Below are 25,733 nucleotides of genomic sequence, written 5' to 3'. Positions count from 1 at the left end.
TATGCTGATCGGGCGCCTCGCCCGATGGACAAACCATCTCACCTTGATCCGCGACCTTCCATGGGAGTTTCAGTTGTTGACACGGGCCGAACGCGAGCAAGTCCTCAGACTGCGGGCCCATATCCGTCGGACCCGGATCGGCCCGTGCGAGCACATGCTGCGCCGGATCGGCCGCTGGATGGATGCCGTCTGGAGGAAAATCAAGTGAGTGGGGACAGCTCCAAGCAGGGCCCGAAAGAGCCATTGGAGAAGTATCCAGAGATTGCCTGTAATACGCCAAACGCGACCAAAGCCTCCATTTCCGTGCGCTTGCCGAAAGCCCTCAAGGACGCCGCCACCGCGCGAGCGGCCTCGATGGAGATCGATCTGGGTCAATACATCAGAGATCTGATCGAAACCGATCTGTCTGGAACGCGTCCGCGCAGGAGGCGCGCCAAATACGACGGAATAAGACAAAAGCTCGCTGAAATCCACGCAGCCATCATTGGCTGCGCTAACGAGGTCAAGCAGAGCAGCGCTCGGGTCGCGGATGCAGAACACCACGGGCAGATGATCACCTTGCTGCGGGATGCAGTGTCCGCCTTGCTGCTGCTTGCCCGCTCGATCGGGCCGCGGTGATGATCACGCGCGCCTTTCCATATCGGGGTTCGCTGACGGACGCCCGTCGTCTCGATGCGCACCTCTGGAAGGAAAAGGATCAGCGTCCGGAACTGGTGGAGATGCGCAATCTCTGCGTCCGTCAGACCATCGACGGCATGCAAGTCATGGCGGCCCTGACGGCGGCGTCCCGTGCCGAGATTGCCTTCTGGCATGTCTATGTTTCGCCCCGGAAGACTCTGACGGCGGACGAAGCGGCGAAGGTGGTCGACCTTGTAGTCACGGAATTGAAGGCGCATGACCACCCGTTGATTGTGTTCGCGCACAACGACAAGCCGCGTGCGGGCGGGGGTGCAAATCATCTGCACCTGCTGATTGGTCACGTCTCGCCGATAACTTTTCGCGCGCTGGACATGCGCCACCATGCGCCGAGGCTTCACAAAGTCATGGCGCTCGCTGCCTACCTGATCGAGGGTCAGGCCGTCCCTAGCCGTTGGCAAAAGTCGATTGTTCGGGCGCTTCGTGCCGATGGCTATGATCATGTTGCCGACTGGCTAATCGATGAACTCGGGGTTGCACCGGTCATCAATGCGCCGCGCATGACCGATTCCATGCGTCGATCGGCTCAGGCGGCCGGTTTCCCGCTGACTGGATTTCAGTCGGAGCTCGAACGTCTATGGAAGAGCCCAGCGACGGAATCGGAAATCGCCTGGTTCTTGGTTCGGAATGGCGTCGCGCTGAGACGCGGGAATGCGGCGAGCGGTATCGCGCTCTACCATGAAAAGCTTTTCGTCGGATCGTTGCATCGTATTCTCAGGCAGGACGCCTCGACCGTCCATCAAGAGGCTCAGCGCCGGATCCCCCGGCTGCTCGACGCCGATGAAAGCATCGCACCCAATGCTGCTCCATCACGCGCTTCGCCAGAGCACCTGAAGCCGTCGGATGCCGAGCGGCGCGCCCGTCTCGATCTGCAGAAGAGGATCGATGCCGTCGAGGGGGAGTTGGCCAGTTTGAAGACGGAACGGCTATCCCTGATCTACCAACCGGGCCACGCAGGTTCGCGCGAGCGGAAGTCTAGGGACGAGATCGCCACCCGCATCCGCCGTCTTGCTCGGGCTGAGTCCATTCTGGAAAGGGCGATTTCGCTGCTGTGGCAGGATGCCGGGTGGATGGCCAGATCGGAGCTCGAACTGATGCAGGCCGCCGAGAAGATTGTCACCTCAGCGGCGGAGGACATCCCGCCTAACCGCTCGGAAGTTGAGATCACTCAGCGCGGGGAAGCCGAACAGGCGCGTGCTCCGGGCTGGAGCCCCTAGTGGCGGAGCTTCGTTCCAGTCTAGAGCCTTCGAAAGCGTCGTCGTCAAGGCGCAGGGCTATGATGCCGCATGGGGACGTTCGATGAGGATGCCTGAGGCCTCTGCCCGCTGGTCAGGCCGGGCGATCGAGCGAGATCGTTCAATGGCGGCTTGCTTGGCCGTCGCGCTGGCGCAACACGATCTCAACGAGGCGGCGGAGCCGTCGCACCGATCCGCCGCACCAATGGTGCGCGATGGCGGCCGTTTCGCTCGGGCTCAGGCCATCGATCCAGCGCTGGTCCATCCCCTGGTCGCGCAGGATGTCGGTGACTACCGCGGGGAGCAGGGCTTGAAGGTCCTCCTCTGCCGGCTTGGGGAAGACGATCTGGCGGAAGCGATCGAGCAAAGGAGAGGGCAGATTGTCGATGAAATTCGCCGTCGCAACGTAACAAACGTGTCGCAAGTCCACGGTGGTCTGCAGCGCGGGGTCAGGATATTGCCGCGCCGAGTCGATTTCGAGGAACCCAAGAAGGCAGTCAAACAGGCGGCCGTGATCTCTCCCGATCGCGGCCTTGTCGAGCTCATCGAGCAGGACCAGTACGTTGGCATGCCCGGCGCGGGCGATCGCCAGAAGCGGATGGCATGGCTGCGCGGTCGCCCATCTGCGGTCGGTCCCGGAGAAGGCCGCGGCATCGGCACCGCTGGAATCGGTCCGCCACATGCCGATGCCGAGAAGTTGCTGCAGCCGTTGAGCGAACCGCGTCTTGCCGCCCCCGGGCGGCCCCACCATCAGCAGCGGGCGGAAGGCGATGGTGGGACGGCCGACCAGATCGGACAGCACGAAATCGACGACATTGGCGGCATAGCCGAATTCCGCCATCAACTGGCGGCGCACCTCCGCAAGCGGCGGCGTTTTGATCAGAGGCAAGGGCACATCGATCAGGCTTTTCAGCGGCGAGATGATCTCCTTGAATTTGTTGCCGGCCATGGTGACCGGATCCGTTCGCACCACGACGACATGGCCATCGGGAACGGCCGGAACCGGCCTCGGCGTATCGACGTCGCCGCCCGCGGCCTGCCGCTCGTCGGCTTTGCGCAGACGCTCCCGCGAGCGAGCGAAGGCTCTCTCCTCGGCCTCATCGATCCTGCGCCGGGCCATGCGCGCGCCGAGCATCGCCGCTGCCCGGATTGCCGGCGTCTGGAAGGCGCCCACCACCTCGTGCGCGCAGACGGGCAGCGCCGCCCAGCCATAAACCACGGCCTCGACCTCGGCGGCGAGCGCGAAGGGGATGGACTGCGGAAGCTTGCGAAGGGCGGCGACAAGCGCCCCTGCGACACGGCGGTGCTCCTCACCGAGCGCTCTGTCGCGAGGTAGCGCGAGCGAGATCAGCCGGACGCAATCGGCAAGGCTCCGGCACTCCGACTTGTCCTCGCAGACCGCCCGGTGGTCGAGCTCGACGGCAAGCGCGCATCCGCTTGCGGCATCGAGCGTGTCGATCCAGGTCGCCGTCAGGGCGATACCGGGGCAGACCGTCTCGATCTCGGCGGCGAGGCGCTGGTAGACGGAATGGTCGGCGCGAGAGGCCAGGACCGCGAAGCGCAGCACGCGCGGCAAGTCGGCGGTGGCTTGCTCGCCGGACGCGGAATCTTGGGCCGCGCCTTGGATGAGATCCTCATCGAAGTTGCTCAGCGGTAGGTCATCCAGATCATCGATCATGAGGTTGCTCGGCTCGCCTCGACGCCGGAAAGCGCGGCGACGACCTCTCCTAGGCATTGTGAAAATTTCGGATCGCTTTTGCCGTCGCGGACGATGGCAAGGCCCGCCGAATGCGATCGACGAACATGGACGCCGCAGGAAGCCTCCTGCGGCGTCTCAGTCGCGGTCGGATCTAGAGCTGCATCACCGGGCGCTGCGTCGGATCGACGGGCCGCCACTTCGAGCTATCGACATGCGCTCCGCACACCGATTTGGCGGCGGTCGCCATCGAGGGGAAGGCGATGTCGACCGTGATACGCATGCGATCGACGGCGCCCGGGATCGGCGTCAGCACGCCGGCCTCGAACAGGGCGGCGCGACGAGCCCGGGTCACCGGGCTCGCGCTCGGGTTCGTGGCGATGCGGAAATCCGAGCCGGCCGCCACGACGAAACGGTCGTTGGCGGGATAGCCGCGCGCCCAGATCGTCTCATCATAGCGCAACTCGAACTCCGCGCCGCCCGGGGGCAGGTGCACGTCGATCTCCATCGGGCCGCTCTCGGCGTCATCGGCCGTCTCCGGCGACAGCGACGGCGCGTCCACCTGCGGCATGCCGGCCGGCGCCGGTTCAAAGGCGGTCACCCCGGCATCGAACAGCAAGCGCTGGGCGTCTTCGAGCATGCGCTCGTGCAGCGGCATCTCCAGCGGATCGATCTCGGGCATCCGCGGCGGGCAGCCGGCGACCACCTTCATGACGCCGCAGCGGTCGGCCGCATGCGTCAGCCAGAATTGCAGGTAGGCCGCGGTCTCCTTCGTGAAGCGCACCTCCTTCGAGGTTCCGCGCACCACGAACATCAGGCGGGCCCACGCCTTCTGCGGATCAGCTAGGTGTTCGCCGAGCCGCCGGCTGAAGCAGTTCGTCTCGCCGAGATAGATCGGAACGCTGCCGTCCGCGGCGTCGCCGGTCATGGCGTAGAACGCGGGGCAGGCGAGCTCGCTCGCGACGAGCCTGGAGGCGAGGCTCATCGGAAACACCAGCACCTTGACGTGGGCGGCGCGGTCGATGATCTCGCGAACGTCGGCAACGCCCCCGTAGGGTCGGTGCACATGACTCGTGGTGCGCGTGCTGATGAGCGGCTTGTCCTTGAAGTACGACATGTTGAAGATCTCCTGATCGATCGATTGTCCGTTGACATCCGAACGACAGGCCGTCGCCGCATCTGCGTGCCGAGAGGCTGTGCCGTTCGGAAAGCTCAATGGAGCTGGGGGTCTAGGGGATCGCGATCGGCGACAGCGAATCGTCGCCGGCCGCCCGCGTCAGCGCGCCCGACGAGCGCATGAGCTGCGGGCGCGCGGGGCGAGACCGGACAGCCCCTTGAGAGGGGACAGGACGATCAAAAGCGGGAAACGCCGACGAATCGGCAATATACTGGCTGATAGCCATTGGTAGACTCCTCGTTAGTCTGCTGTGGTTAGGTCGCCGTCCGATCTGATCCATCGGCGGCGGCCGCCCTTGCAGTCATCGCTCAGGCGAGCACAAACATAGAACAAATTATGGCCGCACGCTACCGCACAGTGGAAATATCGTTAATTTTCACCGGAATTCCATCGTGGCGATTTGCGCCTCCTGAAATTTGTGCAGCCAAGCCCTTGCCAATGCGACAACTTCAGCGTTCGCGCCGCGCGACGTTACCAGTCAGCCTTAGGAATGGTGGATGCTGTACTGCGAGACGTCTTTGCACGCAGTTGCGCGGCGATGAATTCGAACGATAGTTTGATCGGCCGCCGCGTCGCCATCTCAATAGGCGGCCGGTGCGACGACCCAGATCAATCGACCGCCTGGTCGCCCACGCAGCAGGAGTGATAAAGTCTCTTCCCCCGAGCGGTCGGGTGTTGGAGTTGTCCCCGCGTCCCATCTGTGACATTTTAGGAGCGCAGCGCTCAAGTAGAATGACATGGCTACCCAGCGTTGGCTTTCAACCCTGCGGCCTGGACGCCCGCGACCGCGCACGCTTCGTCATTGTCGGATGTGTCGCCGGAAACTCCGATAGCACCCAGCAGCGTCGAGCCGTCCATGATCAGCACGCCGCCGGGGACCGGCACCAGCGCGCCCTTGACGATCGTATTCACGGCATCGATGAAATAGGCCTGCTCCTGCGCGCGCTGGAATAGGGCGCGCGAGCCCATGCCCATGGCGAGCGCACCATAGGCCTTGCCGTGCGCGATCTCGGCGCGCATCAGGCTGGTGCCGTCCTGCGCGGCGGCGAGCTTGAGCACGCCGCGGGCATCCAGGATGGTGACGACCAGCGGCTTCAGCTTGAGCTCGCCGGCCTTGGCGAAGGCGGCATCGAGGATCTTGCGGGCGGTGTCGAGCGTGAGGTCAACCATGGCTGGTTTCCTTTGCAGCTTGAGAAGTGGAATGGGTCTTGGCGCGATCGAGGCTCATCGCCAGCACGCGCGCGACGTGAAGCGCCTCGCGTTGCGCGCCGTCGTGGATCTGGTGCCGGCATGAGGTGCCGTCGGCGACGACAAGTGTACTTGGATCCGCGCGCCGCACGGCCGGCAGCAGTGACAGCTCGGCCATCTCGAACGAGGCATCATAAGTGTCCGCACCATAACCGAACGCGCCGGCCATGCCGCAGCAACTGGACTCGATGGTCTCGACCTTGAGGCCCGGGACGAGGCGCAGCACCTGCTCGACCGGCTTGAAGGCGCCGAAGGATTTTTGGTGGCAATGGCCATGCACAATGGCTTTGTCGGCGACCGTCCCGAGCGGCAACTGCAGCCGGCCGGCTTCCGCCTCGCGCACCAGAAACTCCTCGAAGGTCAGCGCGTAGGCACCGACCGCTTTGGCGTCATTGTCCTTGCGCAGCGACGAAAGTTCGTCGCGAAGCGTCAACAGGCAGCTCGGCTCAAGGCCGACGATCGGCACGCCGCGCGCGGCGAAGGGCGCGAAGGCGGTGACGAGTCGGTCGAGCTCGAACCGCGCTTCGTCAACGAGACCGGCGGACAGGAAGGTACGGCCGCAGCAGAGCGGGCGGTTGCCGCCCGCAGGCTTCGGCAGATGCACGCGATAGCCGCCCGCCGCGAGCACGCGCAGCGCGGCCTCGAGATTCTCGCGCTCATAGATGCGATTGAAGGTGTCCGTGAACAGCACGAGTTCGCGGCCGGTCTCCGGTCCCACGCTTTCAGCCGGCGGCACGAACACGTCGCTGCGGAAGGCGGGGAGGGCCCGGCGCGCGCTGATGCCAGCAAAGCGCTCGAATAGCTTTCGTAACAGCGGGCTGCGGTTGCGCAAATTTGCCAGCGGAGCGAAGCGCGAAGCGAAGCCGGCATAGCGCGGCAGATAGCCGACAAACCGGTCGCGCAGTGTCAGGCCATGAGAGGCGACGCGCGCCGCCAGCACCTCGATCTTCATCTTGGCCATGTCGACGCCAACAGGGCATTCGTGGCGGCAGGCCTTGCAGGAGACGCAGAGTTTCAGCGTCTCCATCATCTCATCCGACGACAAAGCGTCGGGGCCGAGCTGGCCGGAGATCGCCAGCCGCAAGGTATTGGCACGGCCGCGCGTGACGTCCTTTTCGTTGCGCGTCGTGCGGTAGGACGGACACATCACGCCGCCTTCGAGCTTGCGGCAGGCTCCGTTGTTGTTGCACATCTCGACCGCGCCCTGGAAGCCGCCGCCGGCGCCGGGATAGGCAGACCAGTCGAGCCTGGTCTTCAGCTCGCCGACCCGATAGTCCGGCTTGAAGCGGAACAGCGAGCGGTCATCCATCTTGGGTGCATCGACGATCTTGCCGGGATTGAGGACGCCCTCGGGATCGAAGCGCTGCTTCACCTCCCTGAAGTCGGCGACGAGACGCTCGCCGAACATGGTCTGGTGAAATTCCGAGCGCACCAGGCCGTCGCCATGCTCGCCGGAATGCGAGCCCTTGTACTCGCGCACCAGCGCAAACGCCTCCTCGGCGATGGCTCGCATCGCCTTGGCGTCCTTTTCCAGCTTCAAATTCAGCACAGGCCGCACATGCAAGCAGCCCTCCGAGGCATGCGCGTACATCGTGCCGCTGGTGCCGTGCCTGGCGAACACCTCGTTCAGCCGCGCGGTGTAATCGGCAAGGTGTGGCAGCGGGACGGCGCAGTCCTCGACGAACGAGACCGGCTTGCCCTCCTGCTTCATCGACATCATGACGTTGAGGCCGGCGGCGCGGAAATCGGCGATGCCGCTCTGCAGCGCCGGCTCGATGATCTCCACCACGCCGCCCCATTTGCGCGTCTCGTTATTCCAGCCGAAGCCGAGATCGCCCATCAGTTCGGAGAGCTGCTTGAGACGCGCCAGATTGTCCGCCTGGTCCTCCTCGGCGAACTCGACCACCAGCACGGCATCCGGATCGCCCTTGATCGCGGCGGAGATGATCGGCCTGAACATCGCGATATCGCGGCCGAGCGCGATCATGGTGCGGTCGACCAGCTCGACCGCGATCGGCTTAAGCTTGACCAGATGCTGGGCCGCATCCATCGCCTCGTAGAAGCTGCCGAAATGGCAGACGCCGAGTGCCTTGTTGCGGATCACCGGCCAGAGCTTCAGCTCGAGCTTGGTGGTGAAGGCGAGGGTGCCCTCCGAGCCGACCAGGAGATGCGCCATGTTGTTCGGCGCGTTGCGCGGCACCAGGGCATCGAGATTGTAGCCGCCGACGCGGCGCTGCACTTTCGGGAAGCACGCGGCGATCTCCTCGGCCTCGCGCGTGCCGAGATCGAGCATGTCGCGGAACAGGGCGCGGGTGCTGTCGGGTGCCTCGAGGTCGGAGAGATCGCGCGAGACCTCGCCAAACCGGCTGAGCGTGCCGTCGGCGAGCGATGCCTCCATCGACAGCGTGTTGTCGCGCATGGTGCCGTAGCGCAGGCTGCGGCCGCCGCAGGAATTGTTGCCGGCCATGCCACCGATGGTGGCGCGGGAGGCCGTGGAGACGTCGACCGGAAACCACAGGCCGTGCTTTCTAAGCTGCCGGTTGAGGTCGTCCAGCACGATGCCCGGCTCGACCACGCAGGTGCGGCCTTCGACATCGCGCGAGAGGATCCGGTTCAGATGCTTGGAGAGATCGACCACGAGGCCGTCATTGACGGTCTGGCCGCATTGCGAGGTGCCACCGCCGCGCGGGGTGACCTTCACCCCCTCGTCGCGGGCGATGGCGAGCGACAGCAAGGCTTCGTCCATGGTCCGCGGCACCACCACGCCCGTCGGCATGATCTGGTAGAACGAGGCGTCGGTGGCGTAGCGGCCGCGGCTGAAGCCGTCGAACAGGACGTCGCCTGTTATTTCCGCGCGCAGGCGCCGTTCGAGCGAGGAGGCGTTTGTCATCCCTGATCCCGGACTGCCCCAGCGAGGCTCAGCCTTGCTGAGTTATTCATTATGGTTCCAGACCGATTATATTATGAGTTCAAAATGAGCAAGCCGGGCCCTTAAGGCGAGGCTGGCGCGCCCTCTTGGGGCTCGGTCAGGTGCTCGATCGCGGCCGTCCGCTTGTTGCGCAGGTGCTGGAACAGGATGTCGCTGAGCTCGCTCGCGGCCCGGCGGCGCAGCGCATCGAGAATGGCTTCATGCTCGCGCATAGCCTCCGCCCAGCGCTGCCGCTTGCGGGCGAAATTGGCGGAGTAGCGGATGCGCCGGATCCGGCCGGCGAAGTTGGCGTAGACCGTCTTCAGCGTCTCGTTGCGCGCAGCCGCGACGATGCTCTCGTGGATGCGCTGGTTGGCCTGGAAGTAGCCGTGCATGTCGCGATGCAGATAGCGGCCGTACATCTCGTAATGCAGCTGCTCGATCGCGGTGATTTCCGCGTCGGTAATGGCTTCGCAGGCGAGGCGACCGGCGAGGCTCTCCAGTCCCGCCATCACGTCGAACAGCTCCTCGAGATCGCGCTGGCTGAGCTGGCGCACCCGCGCGCCGCGGTTCGGTAAAAGTTCGATCAGCCCCTCGGCAGCGAGCACCTTCAAGGCTTCGCGCAGGGGGGTGCGGGAGATGCCGAGCATCTCGCAGAGCTGCCGCTCGGGAACGCGCCCGCCTTCCGGAATGTTGCCCTCAACCACGTAGTCGCGCAGCCGCAGCAGGATCTCGCCATGAAGCGAGGCCTCCTGGCGATCGCCGCCATTGCCGGCGGGCGGGGTGATCGGGACCCCGGTATCGGGAATCGCGGATTTCATTTGCAGACAGTAGTTTGCCCGTTTGATCACGTCGACGGCCGCAATCGAATACCAGATTTCGATTGAAGAGACAAAAAATGAATGCAAAATAGCTAGCTGAGCGGCCAGAACCCGCCGACAGGGAGGTTTCATGCATCAGGGACGCCATTTCCTTCAGATTCCGGGCCCGAGCCCAGTCCCCGAGCGCGTCCTGCGCGCCATGGACATGCCTGTCATCGACCATCGCAGCGCGGAATTCGCCGAGCTCGGCCGCACCGTGCTCGAAGGCTGCCAGAAGATCTTCCAGACGAAGGGCCCCGTGGTGATCTTCCCCTCGTCCGGGACCGGCGCCTGGGAGGCCGCGATCGTCAACACGCTGTCGCCGGGCGATAAAGTGCTGATGGTCGAGACCGGCCATTTCGCCACCATGTGGCGGCAGATGGCCGGCCGCTTCGGCATCGATGTCGACTTCGTCCCGGGCGACTGGCGCCGCGGCGCCGATCCGGCGGTGATCGAGGCGAAGCTCGCTGAGGATACCGCGCGCGCGATCAAGGCCGTCATGGTCGTGCACAACGAGACCTCGACCGGCGCGACAAGCCGCATCGCCGAGATCCGCGCCGCGATCGACCGCGCGTCGCACCCGGCGCTCTTGATGGTCGACACCATCTCCTCGCTAGGGTCGGTCGACTACCGCCACGGCGAGTGGAAAGTCGACGTCAGCGTCAGCTGCTCGCAGAAGGGTTTCATGCTGCCGCCAGGCCTCGGCTTCAACGCGATCTCGGAGAAGGCGCTGGCAGCGTCCAAGACCAACAAGATGCCGCGCTCCTATTTCGACTGGGAGGAGATGCTCAAGCCGAACGCAAAAGGCTTCTTCCCCTACACGCCCGCCACCAATCTGCTCTACGGCCTGCGCGAGGCGATCGCGATGCTGCTCGAGGAGGGACTCGACAACGTGTTCGCTCGCCACCAGCGGCTGGCGGCCGCAACGCGCGCCGCCGTGAATCATTGGGGCCTCGAGATCCTCTGCCAGGAGCCGGCCGAGTACTCACCGGTGCTCACCGCGGTGCTGATGCCGCCGGGGCATGATGCCGATCAGTTCCGGAAAGTCGTGCTCGACAATTACAACATGTCGCTCGGCTCGGGCCTATCGAAGGTCGCCGGCAAGGTCTTCCGCATCGGCCATCTCGGCGAATGCAACGCGCTGACGCTGCTCGGCGCGCTCACCGGCGTCGAGATGGGCCTGTCGGTCGCCGGCGTGCCGCATCGCTCCGGCGGTGTCGATGTCGCGATGAAGCTCCTGGAGCAGCGCCCGCAGGGCAATGCCTCGCCGCATCTGAAGGTGGTCGGCACGTGAGGTGGTCGCGGCGGGAGGGCAGTCGGAGGGGATGATAGGCAGGCTGGCCCGTATGCACGGACGGCCCCTCTTGGAGGACGGGACAAGCCGGTCAATTGGTGCTATTCGGCGCCCACCAAACCAAGGCTAGACCGGGAAGGACGCCGATGACCGTGCATACTGGAAGGCATTTCTTACAGATTCCAGGACCGACCAACGTGCCCGACCGGGTGCTGCGGGCGATGGACATGCCGACTCTGGACCATCGCGGTCCGGAGTTCGCCGAGCTCGGTTTTGCCGTCCTCGCCGCAATGCAGCGCGTGTTCCGCACCAAGCAGCCCGTGATCATCTTTCCCTCGTCCGGCACCGGCGCGTGGGAAGCGGCGATGGTCAACGTGTTCGCGCCCGGCGACAAGGTCTTGATGTGCGAGACCGGCCAGTTCGCCGTGCTGTGGCGCGGCATCGCCGACAAGTTCAAGCTCGAGGTCGACTTCATCCCGAGCGACTGGCGCCATGGCGCCGATCTCGCCGAGATCGAGAAGCGCCTTGCCGCCGACAAGCAGCACGCGATCAAGGCGGTCTGCGTCGTCCACAACGAGACCTCGACCGGCTGCGTGACGCCGCCCGCGCAAGTGCGCAAGATCCTCGATCGCACAAAGCATCCGGCGCTGCTGATGGTCGACACCATCTCCGGCCTCGGCTCGATGGAATATGAGCACGACGCCTGGGGCATCGACGTTTCGGTCGCCGGCTCGCAGAAGGGCCTGATGCTGCCGCCGGGTCTCGGCTTCAATGCCATCTCCGAGAAGGCGCTCGCGGTCGCCAAGGCCAATCCGGGCATGCGCTCCTACTGGGACTGGCAGGAGGTTATCAGCTTCAACAAGCTCGGCACGTTCCCCTATACGCCCGCGACCAACCTGCTCTACGGCCTGCGCGAAGCGGTCAAGATGCTGGAGGAGGAGGGGCTGGAGAACGTCTGGTCCCGTCACAAGCGCCACAGCGCGGCGACGCGTGCCGCGGTCAAGGTCTGGGGCCTGGAGACGCAGTGCGCAGATCCCGCCGCGCATTCGCCGGCGCTGACCGGCGTGCGCGTGCCCGAGGGCTTTGATGCCGACGCCTTCCGCAAGGTCGTGCTGGAAAATTTCGACATGTCGCTGGGCACCGGCCTGAACAAGGTCAAGGGCAAGGTGATCCGCATCGGCCATATCGGCCACTTCAACGATCTGATGCTGATGGGCACGCTCGCCGGCGTCGAGATGGGCCTCGATCTTGCAAAGATCCCGCACCGGAGCGGCGGCGTGCTCGCGGCCATGGACGTCCTCAAGGGACGCGACGTGGTGCCGATGGCCAAGGCCCAGGTAGCTTAGGCTTAGCGGTTCAGGTGGCCTGAACCAGCGTAAAAGAAGAGACGCGCGATGAACCTACCTGTGACTACCAACGAAGACCTGCTCTACTCCGTCCAGGACGGCATCGCGCGGATCACCTTCAATCGCCCGCAAGCACGCAACGCCATGACCTTTGCCATGTATGACCGCATGGCGGAGATCTGCCAGGAGATCAACGCCGACCGCTCGATCAAGGCGCTGATCCTGACCGGCGCCGGCGACAAGGCGTTCGCCTCCGGCACCGACATCTCGCAATTCCGCGCCTTCAAGACCGCGCAGGATGCGCTCGACTACGAGGCGCGGATCGATCGCGTGCTCGGCACGCTCGAGCAGTGCCGCGTGCCCGTGATCGCGGCCATTGCCGGCGCCTGCACCGGCGGCGGTGCCGGCATCGCGGCTTGCTGCGATCTTCGCATCGGCACCGAGACGACGCGGATGGGCTTTCCGATCGCGCGCACGCTTGGCAACTGCCTGTCGATGTCCAACATCAGCCGCGTCGTTGCGCTGGTCGGTCCCGCCCGCACCAAGGATCTGATCTTTAGGGCGCGCCTCGTCGAGGCACAGGAGGCGCTGGCACTCGGCCTGCTCAACGAGGTCGTGCCTGATGTGGAGATGCTGCAGCGCCGCGCCGACGAGACCGCAAAGCTCGTCGCCAGCCACGCGCCGCTGACGCTGGAAGCGACCAAGGAAGCGGTGCGCCGCATCCGCCGCACGCTGTCGCGCGAGGAAGGCGAGGACCTGATCCTCAAAGCCTATATGAGCGAAGATTTCCGCGAAGGCATGGACGCCTTCCTCAACAAGCGGGCGCCCGTCTGGAAGGGCAAGTAGCGCGCTCCTTCAATACCCGCTGCAGCGCCTCCCCATCCAGTCCCACCCAAAGCGCCCCCGACAGCCGCCGGCAAACGCGATCTCGACAATGCCCGTGTTTGCACGTTGCGCAGGCTCTTAGGGGGGCGGGCTATCTTGCCGTCCCAACAAAATATCCGTCTGCGTCACCGTCCCTAGTGAATCTTGGACAGACGCAAAAGCCTCCCGGTGAGCTGCGAGTTGGACACATGACCTCTGGTGTTCCCGGCGGCAGTTCGGAGGCATTCACAAGGCATTGCGATCTAGGTTTTGGATCCTGCGGCACGCCCTTGGCGAACACGGTTGTACCAATGCCGGCTAGTAGAAACACCAGGACACCTTGAAGGAAGCACATGCGTACGTCTCCTCGCGTCCGACAACCATCCCGGCCCGTCTACGTCTCGCGAGTTTCGCGGTAACCCGTAGCTTCATCTATGAGGCGCATAGTGCATGAGCGTTGGAGCTGTTCGGCGATGATTCCGGCACGGTGAGCCATGTTGCGCTGGACGGCCTTTAAAACTCCGGCTCGTTGGGCGCGCGCAAAGACATCGCAGACCTCCGGCAGGAAGTTCGCCGCGTACCCGAACGCCTTGAAGCCCTGCTTGGTCCGGAATTCGATCTGGTTAGCTGCCGCAACAAGATCGTCGTCGATATAGGGCTTTAGATTCTGCACTGTCAAAAATCCCGGCAGGTTGGCGCCGGCCCGGTAATACTGGCGACCCTTGGGCGGCCGAATGCGACCTAAGCCTACCATGAATCCGCTCTGCGTCACCAAGCGCTGCCCGTTGTCGAGGACGGCAACCTCCATCTCGATGTCGCCAAACCGGATGACGCCTTCATGCGTTGCGCGCGGTAACTGTCTCGCCCAACGGGCCTTGGCGGCCTTCCGCGCAATTTCCCGTCGCTCGTCACCCGATAGCGCGGCTGCTCTAGCCGTGCCGCCAGCGGCTCGCGCAGGAACTCCCCAATTCACTTTCCACCGCGTTCTCTTCCGCTCATGGTCGTGGTTCAAACTCAGTTTTCTACTGGTACTCATATTTTCAGGAATATAGTTGGAAAACAAAATTGCAAGCACAGGCGAAGCAGAAATGCCCTGTCAGGAGCCGTGCCTTGCAGCTAATAATGTTACCCTTCGAGCAAAACCGGGTCATTCAGAACGTCCTTAACGCGTGCGGGTGAAGAGCTGTGCCAGACCGCTGTGCAGAATGCCTTGAGGATCACGTCTCTGCACTGAATTTGTGGAACCGGCCGAAACGTCGCGGCGAGAGCTTGAGCAACGCTAAGTGCTCGGTAGACGTCCCGTTCCTGATAGAGCTTCGGACCGAACAGGCTTCCCAGCAATCCACCCCAGAAGCTGTGCTTGTGGGAACGTACTAAGACGCCCTTGTTGCCGACGGAGATCCAACAGGCCTCTCCGTTGTCCAGGATGATCGTCGCGTCACGGCCAAATCTCTCGTTGATGTAGAGGACGCGCGGCATCACTTCACCACTCTGAATTTCTTGCCAATTCTGCAAAGTCGAAGCGTCTGAGGCACCGCGGATCTCGGACGTCCGATGAAGGCCATCGATCTTTTCCGCCCCTGCTGCAAAGGAGTTACGGCTCGCTTGTAACTCAATCGCGCGGGACTGTCTTATTCCAAAGTCATAACGGGGATGACGTGGGATGGCTTGAACTCGGCTGGATTCGCCAGCACAATGGGAGCTGAATTCGTCTCTGAATTTCCAATCCAAACAAGAATATAGGGAAGACGCACGTGGGACATGGAATGAAGGCCGCAATTGCGCTTGCGACCGCGCTCTGCGGTACGCCAGCTTTTGCGGGCTGGGAGCCGTCGAAACCCGTCGAGATCGTGGTGGCGGCGGGCGCGGGTGGCGCCTCCGATCAGATGGCGCGGATGATGCAGGCCGCGATCCAGAAGAACAATCTGATGAAGCAGCCGATGGTCGTCTCGCTCAAGGGCGGCGCCTCGGGTGCGGAAGCGCTGATGTACATGAAATCCAGTGAGGGCGACCCGAACAAGGTGCTGATCGCCTATTCGCTGATCTACATGCTGCCGCTGTCGGCGAAGATCCCGTTCAACTGGCGTGAGCTGACGCCGGTCTCTGTGGTCGCGCTCGACCAGTTCGTGCTCTGGGACAACAGCGCAGGTCCCAAGACGGTGAAGGAATTCGTCGCGGCCGCGAAGGCCGCAAGCTCCCCGTTCAAGATGGGTGGCACCGGCTCCAAGCGCGAGGACCACGTGCTCACGGTGTTCCTCGAGCAGAAGACCGGCGCGAAATTCTCCTATCTGCCCTACAAGTCCGGCGGCGAGGCCGCGACCCAGCTGGTCGGCAACCACACCGAAGCCAACGTCAACAACCCATCCGAAAATCTCGAAGTCTGGCGCGCCGGCCAGGTGCGCCCGCTCTGCGTGTTCGACAAGGAGCGCATCTCCTACACCAGCAAGGTGACGGACACCCAGTCCTGGGCCGACATCCCGACCTGCAAGGAGGAGGGCGTCGACGTGCAGTATCTGATGCTGCGCGCGATGTTCCTGCCCGGCAAGGTCACGGCCGAGCAGCAGGCGTTCTACGTCGATCTGTTCCACAAGGTGACGCAGACCGCCGAGTACAAGGACTACATGGAAAAGCAAGCGCTGAAGCCGATCTTCCTCACCGGCAAGGACATGGTGCAGTTCCTCGAGGCGGACGATGCGCTGAACAAGTCGCTGATGACGGAAGCCGGTTTCGTCGCGAAGTAACTTCTCTTTTCTCCCTCCCCCCGTTCTTACGGGGAGAGGGTCGGAGTGAGGGGCTCTCTCCGCGAGTTGAGTTCGCGGAGAAAGCCCCTCACCCGGCGCTTTGCGCCGACCTCTCCCGTAAGAACGGGGAGAGGTGAACAATTCCCCAGCCTCGCATCTGAGCTCATGTCCCAAACCGATATCGAAATCGTCGTCGACGATCCGACCGCCCCTGAAGACGATTCCCCCTCCGTCATCGCCTCCGGCACGATCGAGATCATCGTCTGTCTCCTGCTGCTCGCGCTCGCCATCACGCTCGGCTACGACAATTGGCGCACCGGCGCGTCCTGGGATGCGACCGGCCCCGAACCTGGCTATTTCCCGTTCTATCTGTCGGTCATCCTTGGCGGCGGCAGCCTCTACGGCCTGATCGCGGCGCTCGTCTCGCACCGCGCGGCGCGCGAGACCTTCGTCACGCGCGCGCAGGCCCGCCGGGTGATGGCGGTGTTCGCGCCGACGCTGCTGTTCTGCCTGGTGACGCAGGTCCTCGGCCTCTATGTCGCGAGCTTCCTCCTGATCGCGGGCTTCATGCGCCTCGTCGGCAAGATCGCGCTGTGGAAGTCGCTGCTCACCGCTGTCGTGTTCACGGCGATCATGTTCGTCACCTTTGACATCGCCTTCGACGTCATCATGCCAAAAGGGCCGCTCGAAGCGGCCCTCGGCCGTTAGACGGGCCCTACGCGATGGAAGCTTTCGGTCTCCTGCTCCACGGCTTTGCCGTCCTGCTGACGTGGAAGACGCTCGTCCTGATGATGGTCGGGCTGGTGCTCGGCATCTTCGTCGGCGTGCTGCCCGGGCTCGGCGGCCCCAATGGCGTCGCGATCCTGTTGCCGCTGACCTTCACGATGGACCCGACCTCGGCGATCGTGATGCTGTCCTGCATCTATTGGGGCGCGCTGTTCGGCGGCGCCATCACCTCGATCCTGTTCAACATCCCGGGCGAAGCCTGGTCGGTCGCGACCACCTTCGACGGCTATCCGATGGCGCAGCAGGGCAGGGCGGCGGAGGCGTTAACCGCGGCGTTCACCTCCTCCTTCATCGGCTCGCTGGTCGCGGTGCTGCTGATCACGTTCCTTGCGCCGATGATCTCGTCCTTCGCGCTGAAGTTTGGCCCGCCGGAGTTCTTCGCCGTCTATCTCTTGACCTTCTGCTCCTTCGTCGGCCTCGGGCGCGAAGCCAAGCACAAGACCGTCATCTCGATGTCGCTGGGCCTGCTGCTCGCCGGCATCGGCATGGATACGGTGTCGGGCAATCTGCGCATGACCTTCGGCTCGCCGGAGCTGCTCCGCGGCATCAACTTCCTGGTCGCCGTCATCGGCCTGTTCGGCATCAGCGAGATCCTGCTGACGATGGAGGAGCGGCTGGCGCTACGCGGACACGCGGCGGGCATCTCGCTGCGCGTCGTGCTCGGCGTCTGGAAGGACCTGCCGAAATATTGGGTGACGCTGCTGCGCTCCTCCTTCATCGGCTGTTGGCTCGGCATCACCCCTGGCGGCGCGATCGCGGCATCCTTCATGGGCTACAATCTGGCAAAACGATTCGCCAAGGAGCCCGAAAATTTCGGCAAGGGCCGCATCGAGGGCGTGTTCGCGCCGGAGACGGCCGCGCACGCCTCCGGCACCTCGGCGCTGCTGCCGATGCTGGCGCTCGGCATTCCCGGCTCGGGCACCGCCGCGATCCTGCTCGGTGGCCTGATGGTGTGGGGGCTCAATCCGGGGCCGATGCTGTTCGTCGAGCACAAGGACTTCGTCTGGGGCCTGATCGCCTCGATGTATCTCGGCAACGTCGTCGGCCTCGTGCTGGTGCTGACGACGGTGCCGATCTTCGCTTCGATCCTGCGCGTGCCGTTTGCCGCGGTGGCGCCAATGATCGTGGTGTCCTGCGCGATCGGCGCCTATGCGATCCAGAACGCGATGTTCGATATCTGGCTGATGCTCGGCTTCGGCATCGTCGGCTACGTCTTCAAGAAGATCGGCATTCCGCTGGCGCCGTTCACCCTCGCGCTCGTGCTCGGCAACCGCGCCGAGGATGCCTTTCGCCTGTCGATGATCGGTTCGGGCGGGACTTTGAAGGTGTTCTGGTCGAACGGCCTCGTGAGTTCGATCACAACCCTGGCGCTTCTGCTGCTGTTCTGGCCGGTCATCGACAATCTGCTCGGTCGCGTCGGATGGACGCAGCGGGCCCGGGCGCCGTCGCAATGAGCTAAATCGCCTTCATATTCAAAGGCATATCCCGGAAATGTCGTTGTAGTCCGGGCGCCACACGCCTCGATTGTTTCTGGATGTTGCAGGCGTGGCACAGCTCTTTGGCGTTCCTCGACGTATATTCATCACGAAATCGTGCAAAGGGGGAATTCTCCATGAAGCGGATAGTGATTGGAATGGCGGCGGCGATGTCGCTGTTTGCGACGGGTGCGCTGGCTGCCGATCTCGCGGCAAGGCCCTATGTCAAGGCGCCTATCGTCGACCCGGTCTGGAGCTGGACCGGCTTCTACATCGGCGCCAATGGCGGATACAGCTGGGGCCGCTCGCGCACGGACGTTTCCTACTTCAACTCGGCCACGGGTGCAGCGATCGCGCCCCCGGCGGGCTCCATCACCAGCGGCTCGTTCGACATGAACGGCGCTGTCGCTGGTGGCCAAGCCGGTTACAACTGGCAGAGCGCGAATTGGGTTTACGGCATCGAGGGCGACCTGAATTGGTCTGACGAGAAGGGCCGCGCGACCTTCAATTGCGGCGGCGTCGCGCCTGCCGGCGGGCCCTGCCTTCCCGGCCTGACGTTCCTCCCACCGGGCGGTCTGGCCGGCACCACTCTGACGGTCGATCAGCATCTCCAATGGTTCGGCACGGTCCGCGGCCGCATCGGTGTCCTGGCAACCCCGAAGGTCCTGTTCTACGGCACCGGCGGTCTGGCCTTCGGCGAGCTCAAGACCACGGGCACCATGACCGGCTTCACCCCCGCCGGTGCGCCGATCGCCTCGATCGGCACGAGCTCGACGACGCGCGCCGGCTGGACTGTCGGTGTGGGTGTCGAAGGCAAGATCACCCAGAACTGGAGCGCCAAGCTCGAATATCTCTATATGGATCTCGGGCGTTTCTCGTCCGGTCCGTTCACGCTGGCACCAGCCTCCACGATCAGCGCCAACGTCTCGTCGCGCTTCACCGATCACATCCTGCGCGCCGGCATCAACTATCAGTTCGGTGGCCCGGTAGTCGCCAAGTACTGAGCACGTACTGAGCGCGTACCGAGATCAACAAAGGCGTCAACAACAAGCAAAGCCCGGCTCGCGCCGGGCTTTGTCGTTGTGTGCCGAGCATGATCGGCAGCTTGGAGGTGGAAGTCCTCGATCCAGCCTGATGACGGCGAAGGATTAGCGAAGCGCAAGGGCGTCATCGCGAGATGGGGTCTGAAGGAAGCGTGGAGCAAAGCCGCGGCCCGATGGACAAAGACCGGATAACGAGGCCTACCCGGCCGGACGAGCGAGCAACAGATCGCGAAGTCCAAGGTCATCAAGGGTCGGGGTGGTAAATCCGGCGGGCGTGCGGNGAAGGCGGTCGGTCTTACCTCGGGAGATCTCCGTCGTGTCCGGGACACCGGACTGAGCGGGCCGCAAGGCTCGTGACCGCGGCGGAGAAGTCAGCAGACGGCGTAGTAGGCGGAACGAGTTTCGCTGAAGGCCTGAACGCTGGAAAAGACGCTGGAGGTGGAAATCTCAAGCTGGCCAAGCGGCAGAAAATCCAGGTCACTGGCCTTCGGAGCGGCGGGAAAAAGGGTGAAGCCCAGATAGCGCTGCTCGAAGGGCCGAAGCCAGCCCGTCGATGTCTGCTATCTGAGCCCTCTGGCACGGGCGCAAAACAAACCGTGCGTGCTCAATCTAGCGAACCGCCCTATACGCGACCCGTACGTACGGTGGTGTGGGAGGGAGGAGTCGCGAGACTCCCCCTATCCCGATTTCCGGCTCGACCTGCCAGAGATCGCGCGCGCACGCGGCCGAATCCTCCGATCGACTTGATCTTCGAACGCGGGACGCGGTCCGAGTAATTCTTGCCGATGATCGCCGCACTGAATCTGCTGCGCAGGTGAGCAGGCAAGATCATTTCCGAGGGAAGAAGCGATGAGATGAACTTTGCTGGTCATAGCGGCGATCACCATGCTGCTCGTAGCGCGGCCTTTTTGTGGTGCCGCATTTCCATAAAGAGCAGCCGATGGTGGCGGTTTCGGGCTAGAGTTGGAGTCTCTTCTACGCCGGCTGCTAGGTTCTTGGCTCTGGGCACCAAAGTCGACTCATCGACAGCACGGATCGGCGCGCCGCCGAGTTCCTGCCGCGGTCCGTTTAATCTCAGCGCGGTTACCTAGGGGCGGCGAAATCGGGCCGGCTCTTTGGCAGTCCTCGGCCACTTTCAGTAATCCGACACGCTCGGACTCCATCGGCGCGCGTGCTGCGAATTCAAGGCAGATTCAAGTCGCAGGAAGCCCTATATTCCTTTCATTTGGCCTTTTGCGAATCATCGGCCATCATTACTGGTCTTGGTTTTGTGATCCGCTTGAGTTTTTAGAACCTGAGAGGGTGAATCATTGGCCGCAGGAGCTGCCTTCTAGACTCGGGCCAACTTCACTTGAAAGCTTCGTGCACGCTAAGCCCTATGATGAGGAGAGCGACAGCGCCTACTGAGACACTCTTCACCCGATTCCGGCGAAGCAGAAGTGCTGAGTGCCTCGCTCACGCGGGTCCGAGCCGCGCTCGATCAGAGCGTAACCTTGATGCGCAGCGACGAACGCGTTCTCGGGGATCCAGCGTTTAGTATACTTCACCAATTTATCGCTTCCCGCGGCCATCTCGCCTGGCCCATTGTGACTGAGGAACGATGTCTGAGTCTCCTCCCTGGCCGATCCATTGCTAATGGGTACACGACCAAACCATTTTGGTGGGTCGCGCAGCGCACAAAGGCTCCACAGTACCAATCGCATCGTCGACATATTGGATCGCGCCATTCGAATGCATTAGATCGATGCTTCCGAGCCAGTCGGCGGCATGTTCGATATCGCTGAAAAACATTAAGCGGTTCGTTGCCAGCTTACTTGCACGACGAACCATTGCTGGCGTCTCAACAACTGCCCAGCGAATATCGGGGGACGTTTGTCGCGCAACCTTGTAGTGGATTCCAGCCCCGCCGCCGAAATCGAGCACCGATCCTACGTTCGCAACGAGCGGCCAGTTCTCTTCTGCTTGGAAGGCGACCGTCTTGCGAAAGATTGTCTCGACAAGCTCTTCGTTTTCGTAGCCCTCGATAATTCCTTGGGGCGGGAAGAGCCTCAGACGCAGCCTGCGCATCAAATTCATCGTAGTTCCAGTGTCTCTGCTAATCTTTTCCAGATACGACCAGAAACTCCAAGAAATGTACATCCGCTAGGTGCACACCAAAAGCACATCAACTTATGCGGCGCTGTGACGCGTATCTTTGGTGTATAAGGTGCCGATCCGGGCGAGTTGAACTTTATGGCTCAAGCCTTTGTGCGGCAGGCGTTCCTTACATCCTCCAAAGAGAATTTCTGTCGCTTTTTGAGGCCGACGTTCACCCTTGCGTCGGCCACAATCTGATACCAGCCTGCCGCCCCTGGGGCACAAAGCACGGGCCTTACCGGCTGTTCGGGGCGCTCGAACCACCTCGGCCTCGTTAGACTTGGAGATATCGCCCATGCTGAATCCGAAATCGACCAGCACCTGATCGGCCTGCTCGCCGAATTCGGGCGGGGGGGAGCCAAGATCCTGCTTGCTCGTGCGCGACAGCACAGGCGCCGCGATAAATTGGTCTAGTCACCTGACACATGCTGATCAATTGACACGCTTTCCAAACAGCTCCCGGAAACGCCAATCTCGACGCCCTCGGAACCTTCTGCTAGTTTAGCGTCGTTGACTCCGCACGGTGCGCTGTGATGCAGGAAGCTGCATTTCGATTGAGCTGTTCGCTGCTGGCTTACAGAACGAGGGTTGTGGGGATTGCCGCTGTTGTCGCGGGCAGTTTCCTCACTTCATCCTGTGTGAGCTCGAACGATATATCCTCGAAATCAAGAGTTGCGACTGGTGCTCCTTGGGCGCGAGATCTAAACGAACCGCCGCCGAGCCGACCGCCCGCACGTAAACCTGACTAGGTCCTACAAGGCAACCATCCAAACTTCCGGCATCGGTGCAATTGTCCCTAGGTTGATTGCTTCAGGGTGAGACCCCATCACTTGGAGCAGTGCCGATAGACTCCCGTTTGCCCTTCGAAATGCGCATGAGAATTCGCGTTCAGATTCGCTTTCTAGCTCACATGAGCACCCTTAGATGACGCGGGCTTCTCTCAGCCTCGCGATCTCGTCAGCGGCCAAGCCGAACTCCATCAGAACCTCTTCCGTCTGCTCGCCGAATTCTGGCGGCCGCGCCACCATCCTGCTCGGCGTGCGCGACAGCGTCACGGGCTGACCGATCAGGCAGATGTGGCGGCCTTCGTCGTTCGGCACGTCCTGCGCAATGCCGAGATGCTTGACCTGCGCGTCCTCGAACATCTGGTCGATCGCATAGATCGGCCCGCAGGGCACGCCGGCCTCGTTGAGTTCGCGGACCCAGGTCTCGGTCGACTTCGTCACGGTGCGTCTCTCGATCTCGGCGTTGAGCGCATCGCGGTTCTTGGAGCGGGCAGGGGCGGTTGCATACTCGGAATTGCTGACCAGCTCCGGCGCGCCGATCGCCTGGGCGCAGCGCTCCCAGATCCGTCCGCCCGTGGTGGCGATATTGATGTACCCGTCCGAGGTCTTGAACACGCCGGTCGGAATGCTGGTCGGATGGTTGTTGCCGGCCTGCTTGGCGACCTCCTTCTCCATCAGCCAGCGCGCGGCCTGGAAGTCGAGCATGAAGATCTGGGCTTGCAGCAGCGAGGTCTGCACCCACTGGCCCTTGCCCGAAACCTCGCGTTCGAGCAGTGCGGTGAGGATGCCCATGGCGCAGAACAGGCCTGCCGTGAGGTCGGCGACGGGAATGCCAACCCGCATCGGTCCTTCGCCCGGTGCCCCGGTGATCGACATCAGCCCGCCCATGCCTTGCGCGATCTGATCGAAGCCTGGCCGCTTGTAGTAGGGGCCGTCCTGGCCGAAGCCGGAGATGCTGCCGTAGACGATGCGCGGGTTGATCGCGGTGAGGCTGTCATAATCGATCCGGAGCTTCTTCTTCACGTCGGGCCGGAAATTCTCGACGACGACATCAGCCTTGGCGGCGAGGCGCTTGAACACGGCGAGCCCGCGCTCGTCCTTCAGGTTCAGCGTCATCGCCCGCTTGTTGCGGTGCAAGTTCTGGAAGTCGGAACCGCGCCGCGGCCCGCCCGGCTGCTCGCCGCCGGCGTCCTCGGTCAGCGCGTCGATCTTGACGACGTTGGCGCCCCAGTCCGCGAGTTGCCGCACGCATGTCGGCCCGGAGCGGACGCGGGTCAGATCGAGCACGGTGAAGCGCGACAAGGCTTCGGAGGCAGGCGGAAAGGGCATCGTGAAAGGCTCCGGGACAGATTACGAGCCTACCATAATGCCGAAAGGTCATGCGGCAAGCGCCGACTGCAGCAGCCAGCCATGCGCCGTGGCCGAAAAATCCGACGGCGTGAGTCGTCGAGAACCTGGCGGCAGATAACGTCGCGTTGATCGTTGCACGAGCGATGCTGCTTATTGCGACAGACGCCTAAGATCGTTACGCGCCTTCGCGGCGAGCGGGTCGTCACCATGGCGCGCGATAAAAAGCTCATAGGCTTCCAACGTGTCCTTGCGGCGGGCGGCCTCGTACTCCTCTGCCACTGCGGCGGAGGGATCCCGAGCGCGTGGAACCGTTGGCGAGCGCGCCTCACTGGCACTTTTGGCCGCTTTGGCTTTCGAATCCATAACAGGCACTCCTCCGGAGGAGGCGAGGGCGAACAACGCGCCGAGAGTCCAGGCTGACAGCCAAAGTATCTTCATGGCTTCCTTCGGCGCCTCGAATTGGTACGATATCTTGCCACGGCCGCAGCTATGCCGATGGAGCTTTGCCAGAGCGACTGTGTGAAAGTATACACTTGCGCAGAAGCTCCCTCGATTTCAAGAGCCGCGAGTGCGGGCCACTACTGATTTCCTGAACCACGTGCGACGGTGTTCAGGAAGGGGCAATGCCCCGACTGTGGGTCGTGTCCCGAGTGATGGTGTAGCTCGGTAGAGCAAAGCCGCCCGGACGCGCGCCTCAAATAGCGCCGTAGCGGGCGGGCGGCTTTGCGGTGGTCACCGGCAGTTCTCCGGTAGGATCGGGTTGCGACACGCCAACGCAACCGAGGAACCACCGATGACCGATGACATGATGAACCTGCGCACGCTCGTGGAGAAGACCCCTGATGCCGATCTGTTGCGCGAGATGATCGGCTTTGCGGCCCAGCGCCTGATGGAGCTGGAAGTCGAAAACCAAACCGGGGCCGCCTATGGCGAGAAGACCCCCGAGCGTCTGGCCCAGCGCAATGGCTATCGCGACCGGATCTGGGAGACCCGCGCCGGCGCAGTCGAACTACGCATCCCCAAGCTGCGCAAGGGCTCCTACTTCCCGGGCTTCCTGGAGCCGCGCCGGATGGCCGAGAAGGCGCTTACCGCCGTGGTGCAGGAAGCCTATGTGCAGGGCGTCTCGACCCGTTCGGTGGACGACCTGGTGCAAGCGATGGGCATGACAGGCATCTCGAAGAGCCAAGTCAGCCGGCTCTGCGGCGAGATCGACGACAAGGTGAAGGCCTTCCTCGCCCGTCCGATCGAGGGTGACTGGCCGTATTTGTGGATCGACGCCACCTACGTGAAGGTGCGCCAGAACGGCCGCATCGTATCTGTCGCGGTGATTGTCGCGGTCGGCGTTAATAGCGACGGCAGGCGCGAGGTTCTCGGCATGGACATTGGGCCGTCCGAGGCCGAGACGTTCTGGACCGCGTTCCTGCGCAAGCTCGCTCGCCGCGGCCTGCGCGGCGTCAAGCTCGTCGTCTCCGATGCTCATGAGGGCATCAAGGCCACCGTGGCCAAGGTGCTCAATGCCAGTTGGCAGCGGTGCCGCGTCCACTTCATGCGCAACGCACTGGCCCATGCAGGCAAGAGCGGCCGGCGCGTCGTCTCCGCCTTCATCGCCACCGCGTTCGCCCAGGACGATGCCGAGGCCGCTCGCACGCAGTGGCGCAAGGTCGCCGACCAGCTCCGTCCCAAGCTGCCCAAGCTTGCCGGCTTCCTGGACGAGGCCGAGACCGATGTGCTGGCCTACATGACGTTCCCACCGCAGCACCGGACCAAGCTGCACTCGACGGATGAGATGGACAAGCGATTTTTAATGACCGCGCCGCGATGACGATTGCGGAAATCGCGTCCATTCTTTTGTTCGGCCGCGCCGCGGGCCATTCTTCCGTCCCGGCCACCGATCTCGCAGCTGCCGCGCGCAGGGTCGGTCAAGGCTGGCCGCGTTTGCGGCCACCGCACGGCTTGGCCTTGACCGGCCCGAGCACGGCGGCATGCTGGCGTGGAACGGGACTGCATTCCTGGCTGGCACTTGCCGTCAGCGGCGGTTATGGTTGTCGGGCGCGGGCGACCTCGTGGCGAAGCGTGACGCGTCGGCTGCAAGC

At 63.4% G+C, this 25,733-nt stretch carries 20 protein-coding genes and 1 pseudogene; 11 read left to right on the top strand and 10 right to left on the bottom strand.

Going from position 1 to position 25,733, the window contains the following annotated elements; genetic code table 11:
* The first annotated feature begins 1 nt into the window (after nucleotide 1).
* Genes YU9_RS42720 through YU9_RS0127880 form a run of 3 tightly spaced genes read left to right on the top strand, consistent with a single transcriptional unit; the run spans nucleotide 2 to nucleotide 1,913 of the window.
* Nucleotides 2–208: a hypothetical protein gene (locus YU9_RS42720; RefSeq protein WP_036018325.1), complete on the top strand. Its 207-nt coding sequence runs from the start codon at nucleotides 2–4 to the stop codon at nucleotides 206–208.
* Nucleotides 209–243: 35 nt separating this feature from the next.
* On the top strand, nucleotides 244–618 hold the full coding sequence (locus YU9_RS0127885; RefSeq protein WP_210163514.1) for a hypothetical protein: 375 nt from the start codon (nucleotides 244–246) through the stop codon (nucleotides 616–618).
* A complete protein-coding gene (locus tag YU9_RS0127880; RefSeq protein WP_027575751.1) occupies nucleotides 618–1,913 on the top strand; it encodes a relaxase/mobilization nuclease domain-containing protein in 1,296 nt (431 codons plus the stop codon). Before YU9_RS0127885 ends, YU9_RS0127880 begins: the two co-directional genes overlap by 1 nt.
* A 139-nt stretch (nucleotides 1,914–2,052) precedes the next feature.
* Here YU9_RS0127880 and YU9_RS50225 read toward each other — a convergent pair whose 3' ends face one another.
* The 5 genes from YU9_RS50225 to YU9_RS0127855 form a co-directional block, all read right to left on the bottom strand.
* Nucleotides 2,053–3,609, bottom strand: coding sequence for an AAA family ATPase (locus YU9_RS50225; RefSeq protein ID WP_245266550.1), 1,557 nt, complete (start codon nucleotides 3,607–3,609; stop codon nucleotides 2,053–2,055).
* Nucleotides 3,610–3,781: 172 nt separating this feature from the next.
* Nucleotides 3,782–4,744, bottom strand: a complete 963-nt coding sequence (locus YU9_RS0127870) for a hypothetical protein (RefSeq protein WP_027575749.1) — start codon at nucleotides 4,742–4,744, stop codon at nucleotides 3,782–3,784.
* A gap of 801 nt (nucleotides 4,745–5,545) precedes the next feature.
* Nucleotides 5,546–5,974, bottom strand: a complete 429-nt coding sequence (locus YU9_RS0127865) for a heme-binding protein (protein ID WP_027575748.1) — start codon at nucleotides 5,972–5,974, stop codon at nucleotides 5,546–5,548.
* Complete coding sequence (locus YU9_RS0127860) at nucleotides 5,967–8,942, bottom strand: FAD-binding and (Fe-S)-binding domain-containing protein (protein WP_027575747.1); 2,976 nt, start codon at nucleotides 8,940–8,942, stop codon at nucleotides 5,967–5,969. The genes YU9_RS0127865 and YU9_RS0127860 overlap by 8 nt, the downstream gene beginning before the upstream one ends.
* A 101-nt stretch (nucleotides 8,943–9,043) precedes the next feature.
* Nucleotides 9,044–9,781: a GntR family transcriptional regulator gene (locus YU9_RS0127855; protein WP_027575746.1), complete on the bottom strand. Its 738-nt coding sequence runs from the start codon at nucleotides 9,779–9,781 to the stop codon at nucleotides 9,044–9,046.
* 130 nt (nucleotides 9,782–9,911) lie between these two features.
* Between YU9_RS0127855 and YU9_RS0127850 the strand changes: the two genes are divergently transcribed.
* The 3 genes from YU9_RS0127850 to YU9_RS0127840 all read left to right on the top strand — a co-directional run bounded on the left by YU9_RS0127850 (nucleotide 9,912) and on the right by YU9_RS0127840 (nucleotide 13,306).
* Complete coding sequence (locus YU9_RS0127850; RefSeq protein WP_027575745.1) at nucleotides 9,912–11,114, top strand: alanine--glyoxylate aminotransferase family protein; 1,203 nt, start codon at nucleotides 9,912–9,914, stop codon at nucleotides 11,112–11,114.
* Nucleotides 11,115–11,260: 146 nt separating this feature from the next.
* A complete protein-coding gene (locus tag YU9_RS0127845; protein WP_027575744.1) occupies nucleotides 11,261–12,460 on the top strand; it encodes an alanine--glyoxylate aminotransferase family protein in 1,200 nt (399 codons plus the stop codon).
* 48 nt (nucleotides 12,461–12,508) lie between these two features.
* The gene (locus YU9_RS0127840; protein WP_027575743.1) at nucleotides 12,509–13,306 is read left to right on the top strand and encodes an enoyl-CoA hydratase/isomerase family protein; all 798 of its coding nucleotides are present in this window, start codon (nucleotides 12,509–12,511) and stop codon (nucleotides 13,304–13,306) included.
* 412 nt (nucleotides 13,307–13,718) lie between these two features.
* On the opposite strand, the gene YU9_RS48200 is transcribed toward YU9_RS0127840, so the two are convergent.
* Nucleotides 13,719–14,132, bottom strand: a complete 414-nt coding sequence (locus YU9_RS48200) for a hypothetical protein (RefSeq protein ID WP_156952163.1) — start codon at nucleotides 14,130–14,132, stop codon at nucleotides 13,719–13,721.
* 317 nt (nucleotides 14,133–14,449) lie between these two features.
* Nucleotides 14,450–14,803, bottom strand: coding sequence for a hypothetical protein (locus tag YU9_RS0127830; protein ID WP_027575742.1), 354 nt, complete (start codon nucleotides 14,801–14,803; stop codon nucleotides 14,450–14,452).
* A gap of 287 nt (nucleotides 14,804–15,090) precedes the next feature.
* Between YU9_RS0127830 and YU9_RS0127825 the strand changes: the two genes are divergently transcribed.
* The 4 genes from YU9_RS0127825 (at nucleotide 15,091) to YU9_RS0127810 (ending at nucleotide 19,330) form a co-directional block, all read left to right on the top strand.
* The gene (locus YU9_RS0127825; RefSeq protein ID WP_027575741.1) at nucleotides 15,091–16,065 is read left to right on the top strand and encodes a tripartite tricarboxylate transporter substrate binding protein; all 975 of its coding nucleotides are present in this window, start codon (nucleotides 15,091–15,093) and stop codon (nucleotides 16,063–16,065) included.
* A 165-nt stretch (nucleotides 16,066–16,230) separates the two neighbouring features.
* On the top strand, nucleotides 16,231–16,773 hold the full coding sequence (locus YU9_RS0127820; RefSeq protein WP_027575740.1) for a tripartite tricarboxylate transporter TctB family protein: 543 nt from the start codon (nucleotides 16,231–16,233) through the stop codon (nucleotides 16,771–16,773).
* A gap of 14 nt (nucleotides 16,774–16,787) precedes the next feature.
* Nucleotides 16,788–18,305 (top strand): tripartite tricarboxylate transporter permease, encoded by a 1,518-nt coding sequence (locus YU9_RS0127815; protein WP_027575739.1) that lies wholly within the window; start codon nucleotides 16,788–16,790, stop codon nucleotides 18,303–18,305.
* 158 nt (nucleotides 18,306–18,463) lie between these two features.
* Nucleotides 18,464–19,330, top strand: a complete 867-nt coding sequence (locus YU9_RS0127810; RefSeq protein WP_027575738.1) for an outer membrane protein — start codon at nucleotides 18,464–18,466, stop codon at nucleotides 19,328–19,330.
* A 1,671-nt stretch (nucleotides 19,331–21,001) separates the two neighbouring features.
* On the opposite strand, the gene YU9_RS0127800 is transcribed toward YU9_RS0127810, so the two are convergent.
* The 3 genes from YU9_RS0127800 to YU9_RS0127790 form a co-directional block, all read right to left on the bottom strand.
* Complete coding sequence (locus YU9_RS0127800; RefSeq protein WP_027575737.1) at nucleotides 21,002–21,445, bottom strand: hypothetical protein; 444 nt, start codon at nucleotides 21,443–21,445, stop codon at nucleotides 21,002–21,004.
* A 980-nt stretch (nucleotides 21,446–22,425) separates the two neighbouring features.
* Nucleotides 22,426–23,619, bottom strand: coding sequence for a CaiB/BaiF CoA-transferase family protein (locus YU9_RS0127795; protein ID WP_027575736.1), 1,194 nt, complete (start codon nucleotides 23,617–23,619; stop codon nucleotides 22,426–22,428).
* A 171-nt stretch (nucleotides 23,620–23,790) separates the two neighbouring features.
* Nucleotides 23,791–24,003, bottom strand: a complete 213-nt coding sequence (locus tag YU9_RS0127790) for a hypothetical protein (RefSeq protein ID WP_371259207.1) — start codon at nucleotides 24,001–24,003, stop codon at nucleotides 23,791–23,793.
* Between the two features lie 430 nt (nucleotides 24,004–24,433).
* Here YU9_RS0127790 and YU9_RS0127785 point away from each other — a divergent pair.
* Nucleotides 24,434–25,435 (top strand): annotated as a pseudogene (locus tag YU9_RS0127785) (IS256 family transposase); the annotation flags it as partial.
* Nucleotides 25,436–25,733 lie beyond the last annotated feature (298 nt).

The organism is Bradyrhizobium sp. WSM1743, from assembly GCF_000473065.1.
Classification (GTDB): domain Bacteria; phylum Pseudomonadota; class Alphaproteobacteria; order Rhizobiales; family Xanthobacteraceae; genus Bradyrhizobium.
The sequence above is the reverse complement of the archived record's forward strand: the minus strand, read 5'-3'. Positions and strand labels throughout refer to the sequence as shown.

Coding starts and splice junctions, on each gene's coding strand:
- YU9_RS0127815 (WP_027575739.1), top strand. CDS start 16,788: ATGGAAGCTTTCGGTCTCCTGCTCCACGGCTTTGCCGTCCTGCTGACG.
- YU9_RS42720 (WP_036018325.1), top strand. CDS start 2: ATGCTGATCGGGCGCCTCGCCCGATGGACAAACCATCTCACCTTGATC.
- YU9_RS0127855 (WP_027575746.1), bottom strand. CDS start 9,781: ATGAAATCCGCGATTCCCGATACCGGGGTCCCGATCACCCCGCCCGCC.
- YU9_RS0127825 (WP_027575741.1), top strand. CDS start 15,091: ATGAAGGCCGCAATTGCGCTTGCGACCGCGCTCTGCGGTACGCCAGCT.
- YU9_RS0127860 (WP_027575747.1), bottom strand. CDS start 8,942: ATGACAAACGCCTCCTCGCTCGAACGGCGCCTGCGCGCGGAAATAACA.
- YU9_RS0127880 (WP_027575751.1), top strand. CDS start 618: ATGATCACGCGCGCCTTTCCATATCGGGGTTCGCTGACGGACGCCCGT.
- YU9_RS0127865 (WP_027575748.1), bottom strand. CDS start 5,974: ATGGTTGACCTCACGCTCGACACCGCCCGCAAGATCCTCGATGCCGCC.
- YU9_RS0127810 (WP_027575738.1), top strand. CDS start 18,464: ATGAAGCGGATAGTGATTGGAATGGCGGCGGCGATGTCGCTGTTTGCG.
- YU9_RS0127820 (WP_027575740.1), top strand. CDS start 16,231: ATGTCCCAAACCGATATCGAAATCGTCGTCGACGATCCGACCGCCCCT.
- YU9_RS0127845 (WP_027575744.1), top strand. CDS start 11,261: ATGACCGTGCATACTGGAAGGCATTTCTTACAGATTCCAGGACCGACC.
- YU9_RS48200 (WP_156952163.1), bottom strand. CDS start 14,132: ATGGAGGTTGCCGTCCTCGACAACGGGCAGCGCTTGGTGACGCAGAGC.
- YU9_RS0127840 (WP_027575743.1), top strand. CDS start 12,509: ATGAACCTACCTGTGACTACCAACGAAGACCTGCTCTACTCCGTCCAG.
- YU9_RS0127830 (WP_027575742.1), bottom strand. CDS start 14,803: ATGCCGCGCGTCCTCTACATCAACGAGAGATTTGGCCGTGACGCGACG.
- YU9_RS0127790 (WP_371259207.1), bottom strand. CDS start 24,003: ATGGATTCGAAAGCCAAAGCGGCCAAAAGTGCCAGTGAGGCGCGCTCG.
- YU9_RS0127850 (WP_027575745.1), top strand. CDS start 9,912: ATGCATCAGGGACGCCATTTCCTTCAGATTCCGGGCCCGAGCCCAGTC.
- YU9_RS0127795 (WP_027575736.1), bottom strand. CDS start 23,619: ATGCCCTTTCCGCCTGCCTCCGAAGCCTTGTCGCGCTTCACCGTGCTC.
- YU9_RS0127870 (WP_027575749.1), bottom strand. CDS start 4,744: ATGTCGTACTTCAAGGACAAGCCGCTCATCAGCACGCGCACCACGAGT.
- YU9_RS50225 (WP_245266550.1), bottom strand. CDS start 3,609: ATGATCGATGATCTGGATGACCTACCGCTGAGCAACTTCGATGAGGAT.
- YU9_RS0127800 (WP_027575737.1), bottom strand. CDS start 21,445: ATGAATTTGATGCGCAGGCTGCGTCTGAGGCTCTTCCCGCCCCAAGGA.